This is a genomic window from Devosia sp. 63-57 (assembly GCF_001899045.1).
GTDB lineage: Bacteria > Pseudomonadota > Alphaproteobacteria > Rhizobiales > Devosiaceae > Devosia > Devosia equisanguinis.
In genome coordinates this window covers 297,624-321,710 of record NZ_MKUY01000005.1, presented here as the reverse complement: position 1 = coordinate 321,710, position 24,087 = coordinate 297,624, and the positions used below count along the sequence as shown (strand labels likewise).

Below are 24,087 nucleotides of genomic sequence, written 5' to 3'. Positions count from 1 at the left end.
ATTTTTTTGCGCCCAAGCCTTGACCTTTGCGTCTTTCATCGTGATCTACCGATGGTACCAAACTCTCTGAAAGCCGGCTTCATGACAGCGCCCTTCGCACTTTCCCTCCAGGATCTTGCCCCAATCGCCCAAGGCAGTTCGACGCCCGAGGCGATGGCCGAGACCGTGCGACTGGCGCAGGAGGCCGACCGGCTGGGCTATACCAGGCTCTGGTATGCCGAGCATCACGGCATGCCTTCCATTGCCTCGTCAGTACCGGAAATCCTGATCGGCAGCGCGGCGGCGGCCACAAAACATATTCGCGTTGGCTCCGGCGGGGTGATGTTGCTCAACCATGCGCCGCTGCGCATTGCAGAGGCCTATCGCACCCTTGAAGCGCTCCATCCGGGACGCATCGACCTCGGTATCGGCCGTGCGCCGGGTGGCGATGGCTATGCCATGCGCGCCTTGCGCAGCGGTGGCGGGGAGGAATTTTCGACCTATCTCGCCGAGCTGATGGCGTTCGATGAGGAAAACTTCCCGGCCGATCATCCTTTCTCGCGTGTGCCGGTGTCGCCGGGGGGTATCACCCTGCCACCGAAATGGCTTCTTGGCTCGTCCGGAGCCAGCGCCCAAGCGGCGGGCCAGATCGGCTTTGGCTATGCTTTTGCCGCCCACTTTTCGCATACGCCGGCGGCGCCGGCTTTTGAAGCCTATCGGGCCGCTTTCGTGCCCTCGGTGGATTTCCCCGAACCGCGCACCATTTTGTGCCTGTCGGTGATCTGTGCGCCGACACAGGACGAGGCCGACTATCTCTCGATCTCCCAGAAGGTGAACTGGGCCCGTTTCGTCACCGGGGAACAGCGGCAGTTGAGCGCGCCCGAGGAGGCGATGAATCACAGGCTGACCCCGCAGCAACAGCAGGTCATCGATCATCAGTCGAGCCTGTGGCTGGTGGGCGATCCAGGAAGCATGGCCGAAACCATCAGCGAAAAGGCCAGGGCAGCGGGCGCCGACGAGGTGATGATCACCACGACCATCCATTCCTACGAGCTGCGCCGGCGGTCCTATGCGCTGCTGGCTGATGCCCTCGGCATTGCGGCGCGGGCGTGAGGGCGCTGAGCGGGGGGCACTTTGTTCACAAGTGCGATCCGGACCCTTTCGTTAACGTCTCTTTGGGTGCCACAGTCTAGGCTGCACGCGCCGCCGACAACAGAAGACGCTCCATGACTGCCGCAGCCTATGTATTGGCGATCAACCTCTTCGTGGCGGGCATTTTTGCCATTGCCTTCGGCAGTGTCGCGGCCTTCCAGCGTTCGTCCCGTGGTGCGGTGTGGCTGGCTTTCTCCTATTGCCTGGGCATGGTCACGGCGGTGATGGAATTCATCCTGCCCTATCAGACCGACCACCGCCCGGTCAGCCTGATCATCGCCATGAGCTTTGTGCTGGCGCTTGCCGGCTGCTGCATTGGCCTGGCCCGCCATTATCGGCAGCAACCGCCCTGGCGCCTGCTTCTGGTGCTGACCGGCGCGTCGCTGATCGGCTATCTCCTCATTCTGGACATGCCACGCACAGATCTGGTGCGTGGGCTAGCCTATCAAGCGCCCTATTCGGTGATGCTGCTCGTGGGCGCCGCTATTATCCTGCGGCATCGCGGCAATGGTGCGCTCGATTATGCTTTGCTGACCTTGTTCATTGCTGCGGGCCTGCATTTCCTGGCCAAGCCCTTCATCGCCGCCGTCCTGGGCTCAGGGGCGTCGCCGCAGCTTTATCTGGCCTCGAGCTATGCCGCGATCTCGCAGACAACCGGCGCAGTCATGCTGATCAGCAATGGCATCGTCCTGTTGCTGATCATCGTGCGCGATGTGATGGCCGACATTACCGCGCGCTCGGAGACCGACACGCTGTCCGGACTGCTCAATCGCCGTGGATTCGAGGACCGGGCCGACAAGGCCCTGTCATTGTCCCTGCGCTCGGGTGTGCCAGCCGTGATGGTGGTGGCCGACCTCGATCACTTCAAGCAGATCAATGACAGTTTCGGTCATGCTGCCGGCGACGCCGTCATCACCGCCTTCGGCCGGGTGCTCAAGCAGATGGCCAGCGAGCGCAGCGTCATCGGTCGCATGGGGGGCGAAGAATTTGCCGTCTTCATTCCTGGCGCCAATCTGGTTGCCGGCCGGCTCTATGCCGAAACGGTGCGCAGCGTTTTTTCGCGAGTGGCGCTTGAGGAGCACGGCATCGATCGGCCTGTTTCAGCCTCGTTCGGCGTGTCGCAGTTTCGCGCCAGCGACCGCCTTCCTGACTTGATGCGGCGCACCGACGCTGCGCTCTATGAGGCAAAGTCGAACGGCCGCGATCGGGTCTGTATTGCAGAAACCGAAACGCGGCCGAGCCTTGTTGCCATTGCGATTGCGCCACGCGAGGACAAGGGGCCGGTTTAGAGTGCCTAGTTCATGCTGGCGCGTGACACCAGTTCACACCGCCCGCTAGGCTCGATGCGCAGCGCCAACTGCTGCCGGTCGAGTTCGGCCAGCCACGCACTCCACGAGCATGGGCTCATTCCGATGTCTTCGCGCCCTTCCATATTGCGGGAGAATGTCAGCCGCAGCTGTGCCTGTTCCTCGCCAAAACTGTTGCGCACCCGAGCGATCGCCGGCATGCCGCGGCGCCCGGCAACCCAGTTTTGAATATCCCGATGCCGGGTCAGCATATGTGCATTGGACATGTGTGGCCTCCCTCCACTTATGATCAATACGGCCAAACGGACCCGATCCTCCCTCGGTTCCGCTGGTAGCGTTCACTCTTCTGTCACATCGGTGACAAGGCGAAGACGTTCCATCTCCTCGAGCGAAAAATAGTAGAGCCGGTCCGGGGGCGTCTCCAGCGCATGCAGCCACATGGCCGGGTCTACGCCGGACTCGGTCAGATGCCGGGTGATCTCGGCCGTGACAACCTGGGCATCGGCCATGGCGATGCCGGCCATGCTGAGGGCATCGACCGGGTCGGCACTGAGCGCTGCGGCATAGACCTGATGCACGCCGATCGCTGAATTCGCGCCCGCTAGCCGCTTGGTGCCGGACGCGAAAATGATCGGACACGAAGATGCACAAAGCTGCCCCGCGCCGACTTTGGTGGAAAGGCCTTTTTCACGGATCAACCGCCCCATGGCCAAGGCATCGTCGACTGAGCCGCCCGGGGAATCGAGCGATACAGTCTCGACATATTCGCCGCGCGCCGCGATTTCGTCGGCAAAGCGTTGCGCAGACCCCGGGTCGATCGTGCCGGTCAGCCGCAATTCACCACCGGTTCCAAGGACGATCTCCAAAGGTGCGTCGAGAATGTCCGGCGCACTGGTCACTGGCGGGCGCGGCCGGCCTTCAGTGCCATCGGGCGTGGTGGCGGGTGGCAAGATGGGCTGCGGCACGCGGGTGAGCTCGGCCTGCTTGGCGCTGAGCTCGCGATAGTCGACATAGAGCACCCCCACGGTCCCGGCGAGCAGTACGAAAAACGCTGTACGCAGAATGGTGCCGTCCTCGATGCGCGCCAGTGCGGCGATCACGCCGCGGTAAAACGGCCCATCATCGGTGGGGGCTCGCGCATTGGCCTGGGTCTTCATGCCGGGCGCGGTCCGTCGCCACGCTTGCGCTGCGCCGTCTCGATCGGAGTGACCGTGCCATCGTCGGTCCCGGCAGGCGCGGGTGTCACTGCCGCCTCTGCAGCCTTCGGCTCCTCAGTTGCAACCTCATTGTCCGGTTGCTGCACCACAGGTGCGGTCACACTGGGCAGGGTGAGCCCCTCGGCTTCCATGCGTCGATAAAGCGTCATCGCCCGCAGCATTTCCGCCGCGGTAATGGTCTCGGCCTCCTTGAGCGTCTCGGCTTCGCGCCGCATGGCGTCATTGACGATCATCAGCACCAGAACCAGCACCACCGGCAGCAAATCGATGGAGATGGCTCCGGCCCAGGATGGAATGAAGTCGCCCCAGTAGCGGATCACCGCCTCGGCCGAAGAGAGCGGCACAAAGCGCCGCTGCTCGACCTTGGGCGTGGCGAGAATTTCATCGGCCGCGGCGCTCAGCGCCGTCGACTGGGCCGCCACCGAGGTCCGCACGGTCTCCATCACCTGATCCTGCCGGTTGGCCAGTTCGGCGGAGCGACCATCGGCCACCGGGGCAATGAAGCCGGCCGAAAGATCGGCTGCGGCGCGCTTGACCGAAGCGGCAACATCGGTCTGCTGCAAGGCGGCGATAATGGCCGAAAGCTGCACCGCCTCAGCCTGGAAATTGTCGGAACGCGGCTCGATGGCGCCGGGGGTCGATACCAGCTCGCGCATGGTGGCCAACCGCTCCGATCCTTGCGTGAACAGCGTCGTCACCTCGCCGCGCGACCCGCTGATGGTCGCGGCCAGCTGGTTCATCTGCAGGCTCATCTGGCTGAGCAATTGCACGACGCTGCCCGAGCCCTGCGTGCCGGTCAGTGCGCCGCTTTCCCGCTCGTCCTGTGCCAGGGCGGCAAAGCGCTCCGCCGCCCGCTGCACGTCGGGCAACAGGCTCTGGCTGGCCAGGGCATTGGCATGGGCTTGATCCAGATCTTCGGCATAGCCTTGCAGCGTCACCGCCATGTGCTGTTCCAGTGCCGCCGAGCCGGCCAGTGCCGCGGCATTGAGCCAGGAACTCATGGCGATGATCATGGCGCAGCCAATGGCCATGGTGAAAAACAGCCCGATCCGCTGCGTGCCGCTGACCACCAAGGGCACAAAGCGCATCATATAGGTCCAGAAGGCATAGATGGCGACCGAGACCGCGGCCGAATAGACGATGGCAGCGAAGAAGACGAAGGTGGCCGAACCATCGAGCAGGCCCCGCACCCCAAGATAGGTGTAGACCCCCGAGGCCAGGGACAGCACCGCCAGCGCGAAGCGCGACATGGTTTCGACGCCGCGCGCCGTTTCGTGCAGGCGAAAAGCATTGGGCTTGAGCTGCATCTGGTCCCCTTTGAAGTGCCCGCGCGGGGCAGGCTTAATCTGAGGTTAACACAGCCAAGCTGGCAAGAAGTGGGCAGATCGGCTGAGGGTTAATTGCCTTGGATGATTTCTGCGTGAGCAGGGTGTGCCGCTATGGTCTCGCCATCGATCACGTGCCGGCACATCAGCCTTATGTGGGCCGCCATGGTTTCCTCGTCGCGGGTCTTGAGCGCAATGCCATAACTGGCCGCCGAGAGGAGACGCGCCAAGTCTGCTGGTGCCGTTGCGCCGGCCTGGGCGAGAGCGGTGGTCATGCGATCCTGCATGGCAAGATCGGTGTCGCGCAGTGAGGCGCCGAGCCGCTTGTGCTCGCTCATCAGTTCGCTTGCATGCGGCGAGCCTTCAAGGATTTGCGACAGCGCCAGATAGTGGGCGGCCAGAGCCGATCCGATACGTACGGCGGCGCTCCCCTCTCTGTCGATGCCGTCTTCGAATGCGGCCAGCAACGTGTCGCGCAGCGACACCACCAGTGCACCGAAGACCGCATCCTTGTCGGAAAACTGCGCATAGAGCGTAGCCTTGGCGATGCCGGCCTCGCGTGCAATGGCTTCCATGGTGGCGCCGCGCAGTCCGTCGCGCAGCATCACCACCCTTGCCGCGTCCAGCATTCGCCGCCGCTTTTCCTCCATCCGCGCTGTTGCCACATCTCACCTATTGAACTTATTGAACGATATTCGAATATATCGTTCAATTCTTACAGGAGACAGCAATGTCCGATCGCGTTCTCGTAACCGGTATATCCGGCTTTCTCGGCGGCCATCTCGCCCTCGCCCTGCTCAAGTCTGGCTACACCGTCCGAGGCAGCGTGCGCAACCTCGACCGGGCCGCTGCGGTGCGGGAAACCCTCGCCGCCGCCGGGGGCGATGTGACACGGCTCGAATTCGTCGCCCTCGATCTCTTGAGCGACAGCGGCTGGGACGAGGCGATGAGCGGGGTACGCTATCTGCAGCATACGGCCTCGCCCTTCGTGCTCGAAACCCCAAAGGACCCCCAGGAGCTTATTCGTCCGGCCGTCGAGGGTACGCGCCGTGCCCTGGGTGCTGCACTGCGGACAAATGTCGAGCACATTGTTCTCACCTCGTCCATCGCCGCCATCCAATATGGCCACAAGAGCTATGAGCGGCTGCTGACGGAGGCCGACTGGACCCGGCAGGATGCCCCTAGCACCGGCGCCTATCCGGCATCAAAGACCCTGGCCGAGCGTATGGCCTGGCAGATGGTCGAGAGCGCGGGGCGTCGCAACACGCTGTCGGTCATAAATCCCGCCGGCATTTTCGGGCCCTTGCTGGACAGCGATCCCGGCACCTCATCTTTGCTGGTCCGTCGCCTTCTCGACGGCCGCCTGCCCGCCGTTCCACGCCTCTACATGGCCTGTGTCGACGTGCGCGATGTGGTGGCCTTGCATGTCGCGGCGATGACCGATCCGGCCTTTTTCGGCCAGCGCTGCATCGCCGCCGAGGGTGTCTATGCGATGTCCGAGGTGGGCGCCATGCTGCGTCCGGCCTTCCCGAACCGTCGGGTGCCCACCGCCACCCTGCCCAACTGGATCGTGCGTCTAGCGGCCCTCTTTGACCGCGACATTCGGGACAATATGCACGAGATCGGCACGCCCAAGCGCCTCGACACCACGCGGGCGCCGCGATTGCTCGGCCGTCCACTGATCGGGACGCCCAAAGCTGTCATCGCCACCGGCAGGAGCCTTGTTGAGCACGGCCTCGTCTAGTCCCCGCGTCACCCTGTAACTACTGCGCTGCGGGGCATCTGCTTGCCGGCCTCTTGCCCTTGGGGGCGATATTGTCCATATACGGCGTCGGTGCGGGGCTGTAGCTCAGTTGGGAGAGCGCGTCGTTCGCAATGACGAGGTCAGCGGTTCGATCCCGCTCAGCTCCACCATTCCGATTTCAGTTGGATTTTTGCGTTATGCTACAGGACCTTAGCTGATCATTGGAAAAGGTTGCGTACCCATGCAAGTACCCACCATGCGTACCCATTTCCACAGCTAATAAACTACGCAGACATGCGAACAGGCCCGGCGCTATGGAATCTGATTCAAGGATTGTTGACTGGAAGATTCTTGACATGTCAGCCGACATGGCCATATCTGTTGCTCGAGTTCACTGCCTATCGGCTTTGAACCTATCGAGGCTTCGGACGCTGAGCCAGCATAGCAAATCAGCGTCCGCCAACCCACTACAGCGAATTGAGACAGTCCTCTTTGATCCAAAGGGGAGACTGACGTATCTTCCCGATGCTGTTGTCAGCTTCATAGCACGTTACAAAGTTGGCTCTCAACGAAGCATCTTTCCTTTTGCCGAAGCGTAACACGACGACGAAATCACCATGCACCACGCTCACACAACGCGTGGGATCGTAGCGCTGCTCTTTCTTGAGCCAGCCTTGAAAACGGTCAGATGCCGGGTCTGCGAGCGTAGAGGCAATCCAGTTCATCCTCTCAGCTCGCACCTTTGATAGCGTCGCGTCCTTCACGCCATCTCGCATCGTACTTTCGAAGAAGGCGTGATCGAAATCCTCCGTCCGAAAGTAGACTCGAATTCCATCATGCGTGTTGATCTCACCGTTGCAGTAGGTTGTGTAGAAATGCTGACGGTAGTCAGCTTCGTGCTCAAGCAGCAATAACGGAGGCACTACCAACCCCCGCCCAAGTTGATCTTGAAGATGTTGAACTTTTTCTCGGCTGCGCCGGTCGGTGATAGCTGTCCGCGCAGATCAAGCCGTGTCTCAAGCATAGAGACAAGACTCGACTTCGCAGACCCTTCACGCAACGTTTGGTTTAGACGGCTGCTGGCGGCTCCTAACAGTATGTCGCAGAGCTGCAAAAGAGCGACTTCAGGTGACGGGAGAGACTGCACGGATGAAATCGCCGCTGACCTGTTTGCATATTCCAAGCAGCGCTTAAGGACTTTTAATCGCGTTCTATCTCGGTTGGTCTTCAAGTCGCAGAAAATGCTGTACTCGTTGAAGTCAAGAATCCAGTGGTGAAGTAGTTGGTAGTAAAATTTGTAAAATCCCAACTCTCCGTCGTTGTTGTGCAACGCCATGTTGACCTGCGTACGATCAACTGCGATGCACCGAAACCGCATGTCCATGCCATAGCTCATGAACAAATCGACCATTTCTAGATAGAAGTCCTTCTTGGCCGGTGAAACTTTCGTCCATTTGGCCTCACCCCAGACACTATGGCGCTCACGAAGGCGACTGACCTTTTCTTTGGCATCTTCTCGCAGGCCGGATGGCAGCCATAGGCTACCAATCATTAGGTATCGGGCGGCGGGATTTACCGACGTGAACAGGTCCGGCTGAGTTTCGTCGCAATAAACCTCGAACTTCATGAGTTACCTGGGTGCATGGAATTATTGATCGAAGTTATATTCCAGAATAGGCCTCGCCTCATAACAGATCGCCCCATTCGCACGGGGCTCGAAAAAATCCGTTTTTTCATCAAAGCCCCATGTACCTCTTGATTGCCTCTGTCATGACGGCGGTGGCGACATCCCCACCAATCTTTACCGCTCCCTTGCCTGCAGCCTTGGCGTTGCGGCCTATCCAGCTCAACGTGCGCTTCCCTAACGCCTTGGGTTCCTCGGCTTGATCGGCTGCAATGTCCGCTTCGAGTGCGTCCAGCTCTTCGTGACCCACGCCCAGAGCGGCCAGAGTACCCTTAAGGCTCGCTGCATCACCGACCTGGACTGTCGTGGCGGCAAACTGCTCGACGTTGCCGAAAACATTCGTGCCGCCGATGACAGTCATCTGGACCAGCGTTTGCACGGTAGAAGGCGGCAGCTTCTCTACTTCCACCTCTTCCTCGACTGTCTGCTCCTTGAGTTCGAGCACGAAGGTCAACACACGTGTGCGGACGGTATCAACGATGCCAACCATCACGGTGCCGGGGATATCCTGCCAAGCACGATTTAGGGCCATGTCGCCATCAAAGAACTTGGCTTGGTAGAAAACCACGAGGTTGGCGGGCCAGGGGATCACGCGGTTCTCATCGCCCTTGACGTCTTCATAAGCGGCGATCGGCTGCGGCAACTTCGCTCGTTCAGCCCAGTGCCTGTGCTCTTCTTTCATGACCGCCGAGGGGATAGGCTGATCGTTGATCTGCTGGCCGAATGACCCAAGGAATACACCTTTAGCCGGCGCACTGATCTTCCTGTAGTCCGGCATGTCAGGATCGTCGTAATCGTAGCCGTTAAGCTCCTTCGACACCCACGACTTCAGGCTGTCGTTCTTGAGCTTGTAAGAGAGCACCAAGCACTTCCTCAGGATCGACGAGGTCTTCTCATCGGTCTCGGTAATGGACTTGATGATATCGTCGAGCAAGCTCATGGCGGCCCCTTATGGCAGTGCCATCGATCATATCTCGATTCGCTAAATGCACCTCAAGCTCTGCCAGACGGCGACCCATCCATCTTGGCATATCGAAGGGCAGGCCGCCGGCATAACGCTGACCCGCCTAGTGCCCAGAATGGCGGGGCCAGCTTCGCAACCCTGACCAGCTACGCTGACCCCGCATTCCCGTCGCTACCAGGCGTCCTGTTGAAAGTTAACTGAAACGTAGTTAATGTTGGTTGAGCCAGGCATGGTATCTAGACGCCGGGCCGTCGATACCACTGGCCAGGGGGTGCCCCCGTGGACCGCAACAACGCCAGGGGCGTGGGGATGAGCAGCAGCCAGAGCCGCCGGTTGAAGGCCCAAGTGAACGTCGGCCTTACCGATGCCGAAGCACAGGCGATCGATGCCGCTGCACGGGCAGGCGGATGCAGCAGAGCCGCGTTCGTTCGACGGCACGTTCTCTCGGCGGTCAAGCTTCCCGAGACCACCCGCCCCCGCCGGTATCAAAGGATGACCTCTGCCGATATCGAGGCAGTTGCCGCGCTCCTTTCAACGCTTGGCCGAGCGACCGGCTCTACGATTCAATTGTCAAAAGCCTTGCGCCGTTCGGGTGCCTCCGTTCATCACGCTGAGGCAGAGAAGGTCTTGTCGGGCCTGCGTGAGAACGCCAGTCGAGCTGGCCTGTTGATCGAGCGACTGAGTGCTGAGCGGTGAGACGCGGGGAGCAGGTGGCGCAGCGCTCGCCCGGCATTTGGAATCGACCGCGAAGGGCCAGTTGGTCCAACACGTCGAAAGCCGATTTCTCGCGGCTTCAACGCTATCAGGACAACTCGCCGAAATGGCCCTCGCGGCAAGGGGCGCTCGAACACAGCGCCCTATCCTCCACATCCATGTCGACCCCTCAATCGGCGCCGACAATGTTGACACCATCCGGCACTGGCTCCGGCTCTTCGAAGCGGAATTCGGGCTCGAGGGGCAGCCCAGGGCCGGCGTCTTGCACCGAGGGAAAGATGGGGCGACGAGGCTTCATGGCCATTTCGTATACAGCCTCGTCCTGCCCGATCATCGGGTCGTTGACCTGCGGAATTCTTTCCGGAGGCGGGAGAAGATTTCGGTCATCACCTCTTATGAACTCGGCCTGCCGGTCCCTCCGGTTCCCCGACCACGTGCGATCCATAAGGCGCTGCTCAGTGAAGGCCGGATCGATGTTGCAAAATGGCTGGGCGCACATTCCGACGCTATTCGCGCTCCTGTCCGCATATCCGGCTTGTCGCCCCAGCAGCGCCACATCACGGAACGCACTCGGGTTGATCACCAGGATTTGCAGGTTTCACTTCTGTCCGCTTGGCCGTCCACCAATGCGCATGACTTCCGCAATACGCTGCTGGAAAGGGGTCTTGGCCTTGCCATGGGCGAGAAGGTGGTTGTTCTCGTTGACCACACGGGGACACCGCACCCACTGGCCAGGGCGCTGCGTCAATCGTGCCGCCGTCACGGGCTCCCAGCCCCATCGGCGGCGCAGGTGCGAACCTATCTTTCCACCCTCAAGCTCCCCACGCTGGAGCAATTCAAAAAGGCCCAGTCCATGACCCAGTTCAACGACAAGAAGTCCAGAATTCTGGCCGCCGTCACCGGCGAGCAGATTGTGCAGGAATTTCGCAATCGCACCCGTTACGTGAAGAAAGGGCCGCCACATCGGATCCTGATGCAGGATGGCGGTTGGGTGACGGTGGACAATGCGGCGTCGCGCTTGATGGTCTCCGGGCCGAAGGGTAATGCCGATGAACTGGCTGAGGCGTTGGCTAAGGTGGAGCCATTTGCGATCCACCGGGCGGAACGCCCCCCCCTTAAGCGGCGTCCACACGTCATCAAGGCTGTTTGCCCCGTCGCGACCCGCGACGACGATGGTCGCTTCGAATGGTGGGTGGGGAAAGGCTTGCAGCCCGAGCGCCGCGCGGGCGGCATCGCTGTGGAGGTGGGCGGCACGCTCCTGATCGATCGCGGCCATGAGATAGAGGTTCACGATCTACCGCCCAGCAGTCATGCGTTGATGCTCATCGCGGAATATGCCGCAACGCATTGGGGCGGCGGGCTGGAGCTTACCGGCCCACCCGGCAGCGTTGATTGGTCCGAAAAGGACAAGGCACGCCTATGGTGGGCATGCCAGCATGCCGGCGTCGTGTTCCTTGGCTATACGCCGCCCCCCGCTCTGGTCAAACGGTGGGAAGCTGAGAACACCGAGGGCGGGTTGCCCCAAGGTGCCGCCGGCTTCCGTCCCACCGCTCGCACCGCCAAGGCCGATGCAGGTAATGGCGCACAGACCCTAGGTGATCGCATTGCGGCATTGGACGAGAAGATCGACGCCATCAAGGCGCAATGGAAGAAGAACAGCAGAGATCAGGACTGGATCGATCGCATGCGTGGCGAAATCGACCGCCTTGAGGATGCCAAGGCCGAACTGAAGCATCCGCATGGCCACCCTGTTCCAGACCAACTGCTTGCCATGCGCCGATAGCTCCTTTGGCCGACAGCCAGTGCAGCTCGCAATGTTCTGCATCGCGGTGGGTAGCCGTCAGTCGGCTTTTGGCTTTGCAGATCAACACACGGACATAGCGTCGGAAGATTTCTTTCCCCTTGACCTTACCACTGCAGGAAGGTGCAAGGTCGGACAAAGGAGATCATCATGTCTGCACACCACACGCACAACGACCATGATCACCAGCACCATGACCATCATCATGGGCGCGATGGGGCGCCTGAAAGCACGTCGGCGGCAAGAGATCCCGTGTGTGGAATGACGGTCAATCCGCTGACCGCACAGCACAAGGCGGCCTACGAAGGAACCAGCTACTACTTCTGCTCGGAAAATTGCCGAAGCAAGTTCTTGGCCGAGCCGACCAAGTATCTGGGGGAAGTGAACACCCCGACCGAAACGGCGCCGCCCGGCACGATCTGGACTTGCCCGATGCATCCAGAAATAAGGCGGAACGAACCCGGCTCTTGCCCAATCTGCGGAATGGCCCTTGAGCCGGAACTACCCACAGCAGAGACTGGGCCCAGCCCGGAGCTGCAGGACATGACGCGACGGTTCTGGGTGGGCTCGGCCTTGGCGCTGCCGGTGTTCGTCCTGGAGATGACGGCGCATGTGATCGACCTGCACCATTGGGTGTCGGGGCAGACGCTCAACTGGATACAGCTGGTGCTCGCAACACCGGTTGTTCTCTGGGCAGGGTGGCCGTTCTTCGAACGTGGCTGGGCATCGGTCCGCAACCGCAGCCTCAACATGTTCACGTTGATCGCTATGGGGATCGGCGTCGCCTGGATCTATTCGGTCGTGGCAACATTCCTTCCCGGGATATTCCCGGGCAACATGCGTGAAATGGACGGGGCCGTTCCCGTCTACTTCGAGGCTGCCGCTGTGATTACGGCGTTGGCTCTGCTGGGTCAGGTGCTGGAACTGCAGGCCAGGGAGAAGACCTCGGGTGCAATCAAGGCTCTGCTTAACTTGGCGCCAAAAACTGCCCGCCGTATCAGAGCGGATGGCTCCGACGAAGAGGTAGAGATAGACGCGGTGGGTGTAGGCGATCGACTGCGGGTGCGCCCTGGTGAACAGGTGCCCGTGGATGGCAAGGTCCTGGAAGGTCGCAGTGCAGTGGACGAGTCCATGGTGACGGGCGAGTCCATGCCGGTTACCAAGACCGAAGGAGCCAAGCTGGTTGCCGGAACAATCAACCAGTCTGGGGGTCTGGTCATGGAGGCGACTGGCGTTGGCCGCGACACCATGTTGGCTCGCATCGTGCAAATGGTAGCCACCGCACAGCGATCAAGGGCGCCTATCCAGCGCCTGGCGGATCAAGTCTCCGGTTGGTTTGTTCCCCTGGTGATCGGCATCGCGTTCGTGGCATTCGGCGCATGGATGATCTGGGGGCCCGAACCTCGCTTCGCCCACGCGCTTGTTGCCGCCGTGTCCGTGCTGATCATCGCCTGCCCTTGTGCCCTCGGTCTGGCTACACCCATGTCTATCATGGTGGGTGTGGGTAAGGGTGCCCAATCCGGGCTGTTGGTCAAGAATGCGGAAGCTCTGGAACGTCTGGAAAAGGTCGACACGCTGGTCGTGGACAAGACCGGCACCCTGACCGAAGGTAAGCCGAAAGTGACCCACCTTCTTCCAGCCGAAGGTTTCGATGAGCATACCCTGCTTCGTGTGGCGGCCAGCCTGGAACGCGCAAGCGAGCATCCGCTTGGTGTCGCCATCGTGGCTACCGCCCAGGAACGGGCCATTGAACTGTCTAACCCGTCGGACGTGGACTCTCCTGTGGGGAAAGGGTTGACGGGCATGGTAGACGGAAAGCGGGTGCTGATCGGCAGCGCCAAGTACCTCGCTTCCGAGGGCGTGCCGATAGACGACTGGAAGGGAAGGGCTGACAATGTCCGATCTGAGGGCGCCACGGTCGTGCTGGTGGCAATTGACGGAGAGGTTGCCGGGGGCATCGGTATCGCTGATCCGATCCGCCAAACGACAGCCGATGCGCTATCGGCGCTGAGGTCGGAGAACATCCGCGTCGTCATGATGACCGGCGACAATGCTGTAACCGCAAATGCCGTTGCCCAACGCCTTGGGATCACCGAAGTGGAGGCCGACGTGTTGCCAGAACGCAAGAGCGAAGTGGTCGAACGTCTCCGATCCCAAGGCAAGGTGGTGGCCATGGCTGGTGACGGTGTCAATGACGCACCCGCGTTAGCTGCGGCTGATGTCGGCATTGCCATGGGAACCGGAACCGATGTTGCCATGGAAAGTGCCGGGGTGACCTTGCTCAACGGGGACCTGATGGGGATTGTCCGTGCTCGGCGCCTGTCGCATGCAACGATGGGCAATATCCGCCAGAACCTGTTCTTCGCGTTTATCTACAACGCAGCCGGGGTGCCGGTTGCAGCAGGCCTCCTCTATCCGTTTTTCGGCATTACCCTATCACCAGCGATCGCTGCGGCGGCCATGGCGCTGTCCTCGGTCAGCGTGATCGCCAACTCGTTACGCCTCCGCAGCGCCAGCATTGGTTAGTTTGATTAACGTGCTCGCTGATCCTTGCGTGAATTACATGGGGAACCCACCGGAGATTTGCAGATTAGGATGCCCATGAGGTTATACAGATTGGACCATTGCGGGAGGTGGCGCTTGCGGCTGATTATCGCCGTCCTGCTGGCTGTAGTGTCGAGCATGACACTGCACCACAGCGCGATGGCAAGCCAGTTTTCTGTTGCTCACCATCAGCACCAAGACCAGGTTCATCACGATAACGACTGCGGAGTTTTGGCTTGCGAGCTGCAGCATCACACCTTGCCGGAATGTTGCGGAATGGGTTTATGCCTGGCTGCGCTGCCTGGTCCTGCTGCTGCCACCCCTCCAGACTGGAACCGATCTCCGCACCACCCGCTGGCCACGCATGTCGATGTGAATTGGCCCATTGAGCGCCTTGATCGACCTCCAAGGCATTCCTGACCCGATCGATCCCTTTCGGAAAACATTTTCAGGAATGAACAAAATGAACTTCTTCAAATCAACTGCTGTAGCCGGTCTCCTGCTTGCAGCTTCGACAGGAAACCTTCTCGCTCAGGAACACCAAGGACATGACATGTCAGGCATGGCGCCCGGCCAGATGCAGCTTCCGGATATCTGCATGACGGGCGGCGACCATCCCATGGAAGAAATGTCCATGAAACCAGAACAGATGGATGAAGCTCACATGGCCCTCATGGAGGGCATGGATGAGATGAACCGGCAGATGATGATGGGCATGATGGCCGAGGACGTCGACGTAGCGTTCATCTGCGGCATGATCCCCCATCACCAGAGCGCAGTGAACATGGCCAAGGCTGAGCTGGACCATGGCGACAACGAAGACGCCAGGGCAATGGCTCAGAAGATAATCGACTCTCAGGAACAGGAGATCGCCGAAATGATGTCCTGGCTTGAGGAGCAGGCCCCAGCCGAAACGGAAAACTAAGGACAGCAGAAGGGGCGCAATAGCGCCCCTCAGACTGCTGACAAACCCCGTCATTTTGGCGGGGTTTATTTTTTTGCACTTTGATTTGGGTGTTTTCGCAGAGGTGACCAGGTGGGGTTCTTATGCGGGCCTGGGTGCTGCTGTGGTGGTCAGTGCCATGGCGATCTTCTTGATGTTCTGAGCGGTTGCGGCGAGGAGGCACTGCACGCGGACGCGCCAGAGACTTCGGAATCGGGCATAGCGGTGACCATGCAATTGCTTGGCATCGGCAAAGGAGCGTTCGACGGTTTCCTTGCGGCGCTTGTAGATGGCCTTGCCCCATGGGGTCAGGCGATGGGCATCGGTGCGTTCGCGGGCGTCCTGCCAGACATGGCGGGTGATGGTGCGCTGAGCCTTGGCATTGGACGTGCATGAGGCCAGAAGCGGGCAGGTCTTGCAGATGGCCGGATCAGACCGGTAGTGCTTGTAGCCGCTGCGGTCGGTGGTGGCATAGGGCAGGACCTGCCCCTCCGGACAGCGATAGCCATCCTGTTCTGCCTCATAGGCAAAGCGCGACTTGCGCATCATGCCCGACCGAGGCGGGGTGGGATTGCGATAGCCGGTGACGCCCAGGATGTTGCGCTCTTCCAGCCCTCTGGCAATGCCGGGTGTGGCATAGCCGGCATCAAGCCCAACGGCTCCAACCGCGAAGCCAAAGCGCTCCACCTGCCGGTCGAGCCGGGTGAGATAGACAATGGAGTCATGCACATTGGCGGGGGTGGCGTGGGTATCGGTGATGATCCCCAATCTGCCATCCACCGTGCGATGATCGAGATAGAAGAAGCCCTTGGGCTTGCCCTCGCGCACCATATAGCCGGCATCCTTGTCGGTCCGGCTGACCTTGGTCTGTTTCACTGCGGGCTCGCGCTCGGCCGGCTTGAGCGGCTTCTTGCCATGCTCGTCCCGATCCGTATCGATCGCCCGGTCCAGATCGTCCCAATAGTCGGCCCGCGACTGGGCAATCAGCTCCAGGTCGTATTTGCCCTTGTTGGCATTGGCCTTGAGATGCGTGCTGTCGGTATAGAGCACCGTCCCATCCACCAGGCCATGGCCGATCGCCTGCTCGACGATGGCGTCGAATATGTCCTGGGCCACACGCGGATCGGTGAAGCGTCGCCGCCGGTTCTGGCTCAGGGTCGAGGCATCGAACACGCCATCGGTCAACTTCAAGCGCAGGAACCAGCGATAGGCCACGTTGACCGTGATCTCGCGCACCAGTTGCCGTTCCGAGCGAATGCCGAACAGGTAGCCGATGAACAGGGCCTTGAACATCAAGGTCGGATCGAGCGGCGGACGGCCGTTGTCGGCGCAGTACAAGCCCGCAACCCGATCATGAATGAAAGAGAAGTCGATCACCGCATCGATCCGACGCAAAAGGTGATCGGCGGGTACCAACTCTTCGAGCGTTACCATCTCAAGAGCGGTCTGTTCGGGGCCGGGTTTGCGCAACATGCCCCAATGAATCAAAAACCCCCAGCTTGCGCCAGGGGTTTGTCAGCAGTCTGAGGGGCGCAATAGCGCCCCTTCACATTCCGCCAGCCCACCGCACCTCAGAGCTGCTGCTCACCGGCAAACCGCATGAACACCGACTGCTGCCCGTTTCCGAACGAGATCACGTCGTAGTGGTCCGGCGGATAGCCTTCGGGTGCGCTCATTCCCGGCGACCCAAGCGGCATGCCTGCGACGGCCAGGCCTGAGACGTTCGCAGGTTTCGTTTCCAGCAGCCTGTTGATGGCGGCAGCAGGCACGTGGCCCTCAACAACATAACCTTGAACTTGGGCGGTGTGGCAGGAGCGGAGTTCTGGAGGAATGCCTCTTTCGCTCTTCAGCGTTTCCATGTCTTGGACATCAGCAGACTGAACTGAAAATCCGTTTGCCCGCAGGTGGGCCATCCACCCATCGCAGCAGCCACAATAAGGATCTTTCCAGACCATCACCTCCGGGCCGCTCTCGAAGCTGAAAGCAGGGACGATCGTAAGCCCCACGGCGGCTGCACCCAGACACAGGGTCGATCTGCGGGTGAAAACCTTCATGTTCTTATTCCTTCACTGACCAGCGGTTGCGTCTTGGACGTGGCTTCCATTCATCAATGTAGCTTGTCCGTGTCGGTTTCATTCGAACCAAGGTCAGGCACATCGAAAATATCCCGTTGCTCTTTGCCCGTGACGACCAACTTGCCGAGAAGTCCCCGTTCGGCCCGCGACAGAGCGTGATCCACCAGGATGAACTCCCCGGGCACCTCCAGCGTCATATCAACCACGGCGGCACTGCCGGGCGGCACGGAGATAGTGCCCACATCCAGCATCGGCGGGGTAACGAACGAGCCCAGCTGATACACGCGATCGAATATCTCTCCGATGACATGGAAGCTAGAGTCCTTGTTCGGCCCACCGACGCCGAAATAAATCCGGATGGTCTCGCCTGTCTCAGCCACCAATGCATTGTTGCCGGTCAGCGCCTCGGCAGCGCCGTTGAAGACGTAATACTCAGGCTGTTCAGCCGCCAGCTTCTCCACACTTCCCTGCAAGGCACCTTGCGCGCCAAAGGTCTCGGCGGTGTAGAGCTCGCCCTGCATGACATAGAATTCCCTATCCACGGGCGGCAGCCCCTCCTCAGGCTCGACCAAGATCAAACCGTACATTCCATTTGAAATGTGTTGTGCCACGGACGGCACAGCGCAATGGTACACGTAGAGTCCGGGCTTCAGGGCCTTGAAAGAAAATTCCCGAGTTTCGCCCGCTTCCGCGTGGGTTGCCACTCCGCCGCCGCCAGGGCCAGTGGCAGCATGGAAGTCGACACTGTGGGGTTCCGAACTGTCAGAGGCATTGTGGAGGCTGACATTGATGGTGTCGCCCACGCGAGCCCGAACGAACGGCCCTGGCACTTTCCTGTTGAAGGTCCAATAGTGGTAGGTGGCGCCATTTGCGAGCGATCCGGTCACCTCCACCGTTTCAAGGTCTATCGTGATGGTCTGCGGCGCACGGCTCTCCCACGCTGGCAGATCAGTTGCGCTCCGAACAATATCGAGCGGCGCAGCGGCTGTGCCGTTCTCCTCTGGATGCTCATGAGACCCGGCTGCCAAAACGGCTCCGGCAGAGGCGGCGAACATCATAATGGCTGCCAAGGCAGGGAGTAGGCGATTTTGCGCGCGCATGTGGTGTCCTCTTCGGTATCGTGGAACTCACGATACCCTCGCTAAAGCTTCGGTTCGTTGCGCCAGCGCAACTAGGCGTAGCGAGCACTGACGAAAGCGCTTGCGGTAAACAGCTCCGAGGGCCTTCACTCGCCTGAACTGCGTGACATGGAGGAAAGCGCACATGACCGAACATGAACAACACGCCCAGTTGCAGGGCGAGCATCGCGGCCACGGGCGCCCCTACTTGATGTTCTGGATCAATATGATCCTGGGCCTTGTCGTTATGTACGTGGTGATGTTCTCGATGATCGATGGCCCAGCCGATTTCCGGAACAACCTAAACATGTTCTACATGGCCGTGACCATGTGGGCGCCCATGGGCATATTCATGCTCGCCACCATGCCGGGCATGTTCCCCAAGAAGGGCTTGAATATCATCCTCTACGTGCTGTTCGCCGTGCTAACAGTCGGCTCGTTTTGGGCCACACGATCGCAGGCGCTGATCGATGACGGCCAGTTCATCGACTCCATGATTCCTCACCATTCCGGCGCAATCCTCATGTGTCGTGAGGCCGACCTACGAGATCAGGAACTGGTGCAGCTCTGCAGCGAAATCATCGAGGCGCAACGACGCGAAATCGAGCAGATGGAGGCAATCGGAGCTGGGTTGTAGTCTGGCTTGGCCTTTGTCATCCAATCCGAACTTTTAGAGCTGCCCGCCCATATTGTCGTGAGGGCGTGAACGGCGGCTTTCGGGATTGCCCAAATCCGCAGCGAGTGTCGGTAGTGGGGTCGGTGCCAGTCGCAGGCACGATTCAACCGCGGTACACCGAATCGACCGCACATAAGATCTGAGGTATCGATAAGCCGCCCATGCGCCCTCGGTCGGTGACGACACTTGCAAAAGGAAATCCTTTTGCAAGACGAAGCCACACCAGATATTACAATGGGTTACGACTTTCAAAAGGGTGCTTTCAAAAATTCCGCGTCAAATTGAGCCTCTGTTGGCCTTCGATCCTAGCGAGCTGTATTCAAAACCCAGCATGGCCGAGATGATCGAGGCTCGATCGATCAAGGCCGCGATGGCCTTCGAGGCGCGATACAACGCTGCACGCCTTCAGCGCCTCAAGGACGCCATTGAGACCTTAGCTCCAGAGGAAACCTTATCGCTTGATTTGGAGCCACAGACTGCACGGGTTTTCGGCTATGTCCGCGTTTCGACCGCGGAACAGGACTCGGCGTTACAACGAAATGCGTTGATGGAACTCAAGCGCCCTCCCGTCGAAATCATCGAGGATGTGATGTCTGGAGCTCGAGCAGACCGCCCAGGCCTAGATCGAGCGCTATCACTGTTGTGCCCAGGCGATACTCTCGCGATCTGGAAGCTGGACAGGCTGGGTCGGTCGCTTCGACAGCTCATCGATACCGCCGAAATCATCCGCGAAAAGGGGGCGTCGCTGCATTCGATCACGGAGAGCCTGGACACGTCTACCCCGGCGGGGCGGGTGCTATTCCATGTGCTGGGTGCGTTGGCAGAGTTCGAGCGGGATACGATACGAGATCGAGTCACTGCGGGAATGAAGGCCGCCAAAAAGGCAGGAAAGCACGTAGGGCGGCCCGCACGCATGAGCCTGACCAGAACAGAAGAGGCTCGTCGCATGCTCAACGAAGGCAAGAGCTGGAATAAGGTATGCACGACGTTGGAGATCAGTCAGCCGACGCTTTCCAGGGCGCTGCGGAAATATGGGATATAGGCAAGGGAATTCGCTGTCGCAGGCTCTGGCGCAAAGGTGAGCCGTTAGTCTGGAGCTAACATTATAATGATAGGCATTTCGTGACCAAACGGTACACGGGTGATGCGAGTGGGCGAGTCTGAAGCTTGGGGCAAGGGTTCAGGACCTGAACGCCGCATAAGGCGCACCGCTTTGACCCGCGCGATGCGACGCCAGCTCAGCACTGACACTGCCAAACGGCTGAAAGAGGCCGGGCACGAACCATACAAGCGGAGCTCATTGGATAAGGCCGATCGCACAACAAGCGGCCATGATCCTGATCTGCAAGCTCGGTGGATTTTCCCCACCATTGGCTTGAGCAGAGCTGCCAAGGTGGCCAGGCAAATATCGCTGGCTGGCAAAAGCCAAGACCTGAGCAATCTCCGACTGGTGACGTTGAAGCTCACTGAGGACAAGCCGGAGCCCCACCAGCTGAACTCACACCTTGATGCTCTCTCCGAAAGCATCAACACGTATGTTCCCTACATGAGGTCGGAGGGCTGGGTGGAGCCAGTACTGTCGGTTCCGCAAATAAGGTTGGACCACGACGGCAGACTCGATCCGCACCTCCACGCCCTCTGGCACATAGCTCCAGAGCACCTTGGCCTTGTAAGGGAATATCTGGAGGAAAGATTCACCGGCGGGGTATGGATCGATGACCGCCCAGTCCGAAGCCTTAAGCGAGCCGCCTTCTACATCGCATCGCGCATGCTCGACTATCCGCAGGTCCCAAACTGGCCGCCGCACATCCTTGAGACTGTCTGGAACCTCAAGCGTCGCCGAATGATCCGGCCAGCAGGATGGTATGCTGCATATTTGAATACCCTGGGCGGTGGCACGGAACAGAAACGTTCAAAGACCAGCGAGGCTCGGAATACCCGTAAAACGCGTCAGAGCGCCCCTGGGGCGCCATCGGATCGTCGCGATGGGGAAAGTGCCACCCCCGGCAAGAAGCGGCTCCCTGAGGGTCAGGGCGGTGTTTCGGCTACGAAGCGAACAAAAGCAGACCTGCAGAGCTCGCGTCCTATCAAGGCTCGCACACGAAGCGTCATTATATCTACAGTACGCCCCGCAGCTCCAGAATCTGAGTTCTACAATCCATTTGCTGCACCGAGTATCGACGCGTTCTGGGTGGTTGTCAGGCTTCTGCAATCCATGAACGGGGCAGTGCCGGAAACCTTCGACGATTTCTGCACCCGCCTCTCTCTGAAGCCAGGGCATGTTCATAAGGCGGTATCTCAGATCGAAGCTCACACCGAGGCGAGCCTGTTCTACCCCAACGGGTACTGGTCGCCGACGCCTGCAGGTATCGCATTCCTGGAACGTGCCCTACCTCTAATGCAAGGTATGGATATGCTGACAGTCGAACTCGCCGCCGACGCCATATGGGCACGCACCCCTGGACGCCGTGAATTTGAAGAACGTATCGGCGCTAACAGGACCACGCCTCAGCCAGAAGACGTCATCATCTACAGCGACGAGGACTGAAACTTTATCGCACAACCCGCCGCCCAGAATGCCAGCACCATCACCACAACCAGAGATAGAATCGGAAGCGCCGAGACGGTCGCAGTTGCGGGTGTGGCAATACCGGGCAAGGCGTTAAATCAATGGCAGGCCGACCCTTTGATCGAACTTGGCAATCGCTTCTTTGCGTTCCGAATATCGGGAGGTTAGGTAGCCAGAAACGCCTCGATTGATGATGGTGAATTTGACCAGTTCTTCCATGACATCCACCACACGGTCATAATAGGACGAAGGCTTCATCCGACCGGCCTCGTCGAACTCCTGATAGGCCTTGGCCACGCTAGACTGGTTCGGGATTGTGACCATCCGCATCCATCGGCCGAGAATTCGCATCTGATTGACCGCATTGAAGCTCTGCGAGCCGCCTGATACCTGCATCAGGGCCAGCGTCCGGCCCTGCGTCGGCCTGATGGCGCCGCCAGGCAGCGGTATCCAGTCGATCTGTGCCTTCATCACCGCCGACATGGCACCGTGCCGTTCTGGGCTGGTCCATACCTGCCCCTCGGACCAGAGCATGGCTTCGCGAAGCTCCTGCACCTTCGGGTGGTCATCGGGCGCATCATTCGGTAGCGGCAGGCCATTGGCATGGAAGACCCTGACTTCGGCTCCAAAGGCTTCCAGCAGACGCTGACCCTCAAAAGTCAGAAACCGGGAATACGACCTTTCCCGCAGGGATCCATAGAGCATGAGGATGCGGGGCTTGCGCTGCGAGATGGTCACGGCCAGGCGCTCGGCATCGGGAACCTCAAATGCGCCTGGCGCGATATTTTCCAAGTCAGTCAATGCGCTTCCCCTGAGCCGAAACGAGCTGGCCGTCTTCTTTGGTGAACGGCCCGATATCGGGATTTTCTAAAATACCCAGCACCAGTTCAGATGGACGGCAGAGGCGCGTGCCGATGCACGTCACAACGAATGGGCGGTTGAGCAGGATCGGATGGGCTTCGATGGCGTCGAGCAGTTCAGCATCGGACTTGGACGGATCGCCCAGGCCAAGGGCATCATACGGAGTGTCCTTCTGGCGCAGGGCTTGTCGCAGCGTCAGGCCGGCATCCTCGACCAGCTTGGTAATGGTGTCCCTGTCAGGCGGCGTATTAAGGTATTCGATGACAGTCGGTTCAACGCCCGATTGCCGGATCATGGCCAAGGCGTTGCGGGACGTGCCGCAGTCGGGATTGTGGTAGATGGTGACGCTCACAAGGCTGCCCTCGTCTTTGTGTTGTTCTTCACGGCAGCGCCGCGTTCATACCAACCCTTCGATCGGTTCACGATCCAGACCACCGACAACATGACCGGCACTTCCACCAGCACGCCCACGACGGTGGCCAAGGCGGCGCCGGAATTGAAACCGAACAAGGCGATAGCGGCAGCGACGGCCAGCTCAAAGAAGTTCGAGGCTCCGATCAGTGCAGATGGTCCAGCAACGCAATGCTGTTCACCAGTGGCACGGTTCAGGAGATAGGCGAGGCCCGAGTTAAAATAGACCTGGATCAGGATCGGCACGGCCAGGAGCAGGATGATGGTCGGCTGAGCGACGATCTGCTCCCCCTGGAAACCGAAGAGCATCACCAGCGTCAGGAGCAGGGCCGCAATCGAGATCGGCTGCAGGATGGCCAGCGCTCGGTTCATTCCGTCAATTCCACCGTTGGCCAACAGCCACCTGCGATAGATTTGAGCGGCGATGACCGGCACGACGATATAGAGGCCGACCGATAGCAGCAGCGTATCCCACGGCACGGTGATGGCCGACAGGCCGAGAAGCAGGCCGACTATAGGAGCGAAGGCAACAACCATGATTGCGTCGTTGAGCGCGACCTGGCTCAGGGTGAAATGCGGCTCGCCTTTGACCAGGTTCGACCAGACGAACACCATTGCCGTGCACGGCGCCGCAGCGAGGATGATGAGGCCGGCGATATAGCTGTCTATCTGAACTTCCGGCAGCAGGGGCCGGAACAGGAAGCCGATGAAGAGCCATCCGAGCAGCGCCATGGAAAAGGGCTTGATAGCCCAGTTGATGAAGACGGTGACGCCAATACCACGCCAGTAGGCGCCGACCTGGCGCAAGCTCAGGAAGTCGATGCGAACCAGCATGGGGATGATCATCAGCCAGATCAGCACCGCCATGGGAATGTTGACCTGAGCATATTCAAGGGCGCCAAGACCCTGGAAGAAATCTGGCAAGAACTGGCCCGCGGCGATGCCGACCACGATGCAGATGGCGACCCACAGGGTCAGGTAGCGTTCGAAGATGGACACCGGG

23 protein-coding genes and 1 tRNA gene are annotated in these 24,087 nt (G+C 60.0%); 11 read left to right on the top strand and 13 right to left on the bottom strand.

The annotated features are described in order from the left end of the window. Window positions 1-81 precede the first annotated feature (81 nt). Together BGO80_RS09850 and BGO80_RS09845 are read left to right on the top strand one after the other, a co-directional pair. Window positions 82-1,092 carry an LLM class flavin-dependent oxidoreductase gene (locus BGO80_RS09850; protein WP_286721208.1) on the top strand — a complete coding sequence of 337 codons (1,011 nt, stop codon included), beginning with the start codon at window positions 82-84 and terminating at the stop codon, window positions 1,090-1,092. Window positions 1,093-1,205: 113 nt separating this feature from the next. After that, window positions 1,206-2,420, top strand: a complete 1,215-nt coding sequence (locus tag BGO80_RS09845; protein WP_286721207.1) for a GGDEF domain-containing protein — start codon at window positions 1,206-1,208, stop codon at window positions 2,418-2,420. A gap of 5 nt (window positions 2,421-2,425) precedes the next feature. On the opposite strand, the gene BGO80_RS09840 is transcribed toward BGO80_RS09845, so the two are convergent. The 4 genes from BGO80_RS09840 to BGO80_RS09825 form a co-directional block, all read right to left on the bottom strand. Continuing rightward, window positions 2,426-2,704, bottom strand: coding sequence for a hypothetical protein (locus tag BGO80_RS09840; RefSeq protein ID WP_126150014.1), 279 nt, complete (start codon window positions 2,702-2,704; stop codon window positions 2,426-2,428). A gap of 72 nt (window positions 2,705-2,776) precedes the next feature. Beyond that, the gene (locus BGO80_RS09835; protein ID WP_286721205.1) at window positions 2,777-3,595 is read right to left on the bottom strand and encodes a COG3904 family protein; all 819 of its coding nucleotides are present in this window, start codon (window positions 3,593-3,595) and stop codon (window positions 2,777-2,779) included. Beyond that, window positions 3,592-4,962 (bottom strand): hypothetical protein, encoded by a 1,371-nt coding sequence (locus BGO80_RS09830; protein WP_126150013.1) that lies wholly within the window; start codon window positions 4,960-4,962, stop codon window positions 3,592-3,594. The genes BGO80_RS09835 and BGO80_RS09830 overlap by 4 nt, the downstream gene beginning before the upstream one ends. An 89-nt stretch (window positions 4,963-5,051) precedes the next feature. Next, a complete protein-coding gene (locus BGO80_RS09825) occupies window positions 5,052-5,609 on the bottom strand; it encodes a TetR/AcrR family transcriptional regulator (RefSeq protein WP_286721204.1) in 558 nt (185 codons plus the stop codon). Window positions 5,610-5,710: 101 nt separating this feature from the next. On the opposite strand from BGO80_RS09825, the gene BGO80_RS09820 reads away from it, so the two are divergent. Both BGO80_RS09820 and BGO80_RS09815 read left to right on the top strand, forming a co-directional pair. Continuing rightward, complete coding sequence (locus tag BGO80_RS09820) at window positions 5,711-6,724, top strand: NAD-dependent epimerase/dehydratase family protein (RefSeq protein ID WP_286721202.1); 1,014 nt, start codon at window positions 5,711-5,713, stop codon at window positions 6,722-6,724. 94 nt (window positions 6,725-6,818) lie between these two features. Further along, a tRNA-Ala gene (locus BGO80_RS09815) sits at window positions 6,819-6,894 on the top strand. Between the two features lie 297 nt (window positions 6,895-7,191). Here BGO80_RS09815 and BGO80_RS09810 read toward each other — a convergent pair. The 3 genes from BGO80_RS09810 to BGO80_RS09800 all read right to left on the bottom strand — a co-directional run bounded on the left by BGO80_RS09810 (window position 7,192) and on the right by BGO80_RS09800 (window position 9,348). Continuing rightward, on the bottom strand, window positions 7,192-7,647 hold the full coding sequence (locus BGO80_RS09810) for a hypothetical protein (RefSeq protein WP_286721201.1): 456 nt from the start codon (window positions 7,645-7,647) through the stop codon (window positions 7,192-7,194). Continuing rightward, complete coding sequence (locus BGO80_RS09805) at window positions 7,647-8,351, bottom strand: DUF3800 domain-containing protein (protein ID WP_286721200.1); 705 nt, start codon at window positions 8,349-8,351, stop codon at window positions 7,647-7,649. The genes BGO80_RS09810 and BGO80_RS09805 overlap by 1 nt, the downstream gene beginning before the upstream one ends. Window positions 8,352-8,460: 109 nt before the next feature. Continuing rightward, entirely contained in the window at window positions 8,461-9,348 is an 888-nt protein-coding gene (locus BGO80_RS09800; RefSeq protein ID WP_286721198.1) for an AbiTii domain-containing protein, read from the bottom strand. A gap of 303 nt (window positions 9,349-9,651) precedes the next feature. Here BGO80_RS09800 and BGO80_RS09795 point away from each other — a divergent pair, with 303 nt between their 5' ends. The 4 genes from BGO80_RS09795 to BGO80_RS09780 all read left to right on the top strand — a co-directional run bounded on the left by BGO80_RS09795 (window position 9,652) and on the right by BGO80_RS09780 (window position 15,356). Beyond that, window positions 9,652-10,068 (top strand): hypothetical protein, encoded by a 417-nt coding sequence (locus tag BGO80_RS09795; protein ID WP_286721197.1) that lies wholly within the window; start codon window positions 9,652-9,654, stop codon window positions 10,066-10,068. Between the two features lie 124 nt (window positions 10,069-10,192). Further along, the gene (locus BGO80_RS09790; protein WP_286721195.1) at window positions 10,193-11,869 is read left to right on the top strand and encodes a hypothetical protein; all 1,677 of its coding nucleotides are present in this window, start codon (window positions 10,193-10,195) and stop codon (window positions 11,867-11,869) included. A 168-nt stretch (window positions 11,870-12,037) separates the two neighbouring features. Next, on the top strand, window positions 12,038-14,413 hold the full coding sequence (locus BGO80_RS09785) for a heavy metal translocating P-type ATPase (protein ID WP_286721193.1): 2,376 nt from the start codon (window positions 12,038-12,040) through the stop codon (window positions 14,411-14,413). A gap of 403 nt (window positions 14,414-14,816) precedes the next feature. After that, window positions 14,817-15,356: a DUF305 domain-containing protein gene (locus tag BGO80_RS09780; RefSeq protein WP_286721191.1), complete on the top strand. Its 540-nt coding sequence runs from the start codon at window positions 14,817-14,819 to the stop codon at window positions 15,354-15,356. Window positions 15,357-15,476: 120 nt separating this feature from the next. Here the strand turns inward: BGO80_RS09780 and BGO80_RS09775 are convergent, their stop codons facing one another. The 3 genes from BGO80_RS09775 to nirK form a co-directional block, all read right to left on the bottom strand. Beyond that, window positions 15,477-16,847 (bottom strand): IS1182 family transposase, encoded by a 1,371-nt coding sequence (locus BGO80_RS09775; protein WP_286721189.1) that lies wholly within the window; start codon window positions 16,845-16,847, stop codon window positions 15,477-15,479. 98 nt (window positions 16,848-16,945) lie between these two features. Next, window positions 16,946-17,428, bottom strand: coding sequence for a DUF411 domain-containing protein (locus BGO80_RS09770; RefSeq protein WP_286721188.1), 483 nt, complete (start codon window positions 17,426-17,428; stop codon window positions 16,946-16,948). Window positions 17,429-17,481: 53 nt separating this feature from the next. After that, entirely contained in the window at window positions 17,482-18,549 is a 1,068-nt protein-coding gene (gene nirK, locus BGO80_RS09765; protein ID WP_286721186.1) for a copper-containing nitrite reductase, read from the bottom strand. 163 nt (window positions 18,550-18,712) lie between these two features. Here nirK and BGO80_RS09760 point away from each other — a divergent pair, with 163 nt between their 5' ends. The 3 genes from BGO80_RS09760 (at window position 18,713) to BGO80_RS09750 (ending at window position 21,791) form a co-directional block, all read left to right on the top strand. Continuing rightward, entirely contained in the window at window positions 18,713-19,204 is a 492-nt protein-coding gene (locus BGO80_RS09760) for a DUF305 domain-containing protein (RefSeq protein ID WP_286721184.1), read from the top strand. A gap of 370 nt (window positions 19,205-19,574) precedes the next feature. After that, window positions 19,575-20,285, top strand: a complete 711-nt coding sequence (locus tag BGO80_RS09755; RefSeq protein ID WP_286721182.1) for a recombinase family protein — start codon at window positions 19,575-19,577, stop codon at window positions 20,283-20,285. 108 nt (window positions 20,286-20,393) lie between these two features. After that, on the top strand, window positions 20,394-21,791 hold the full coding sequence (locus BGO80_RS09750; RefSeq protein ID WP_286721181.1) for a hypothetical protein: 1,398 nt from the start codon (window positions 20,394-20,396) through the stop codon (window positions 21,789-21,791). A 114-nt stretch (window positions 21,792-21,905) separates the two neighbouring features. Here BGO80_RS09750 and arsH read toward each other — a convergent pair whose 3' ends face one another. Genes arsH through arsB form a run of 3 tightly spaced genes read right to left on the bottom strand, consistent with a single transcriptional unit; the run spans window position 21,906 to window position 24,083 of the window. Further along, complete coding sequence (arsH, locus tag BGO80_RS09745) at window positions 21,906-22,595, bottom strand: arsenical resistance protein ArsH (RefSeq protein ID WP_502686569.1); 690 nt, start codon at window positions 22,593-22,595, stop codon at window positions 21,906-21,908. Between the two features lie 10 nt (window positions 22,596-22,605). Continuing rightward, window positions 22,606-23,025, bottom strand: a complete 420-nt coding sequence (gene arsC / locus BGO80_RS09740) for an arsenate reductase (glutaredoxin) (protein ID WP_286721177.1) — start codon at window positions 23,023-23,025, stop codon at window positions 22,606-22,608. After that, a complete protein-coding gene (gene arsB, locus BGO80_RS09735; protein WP_286721176.1) occupies window positions 23,022-24,083 on the bottom strand; it encodes an ACR3 family arsenite efflux transporter in 1,062 nt (353 codons plus the stop codon). Before arsB ends, arsC begins: the two co-directional genes overlap by 4 nt. Window positions 24,084-24,087: the final 4 nt, after the last annotated feature.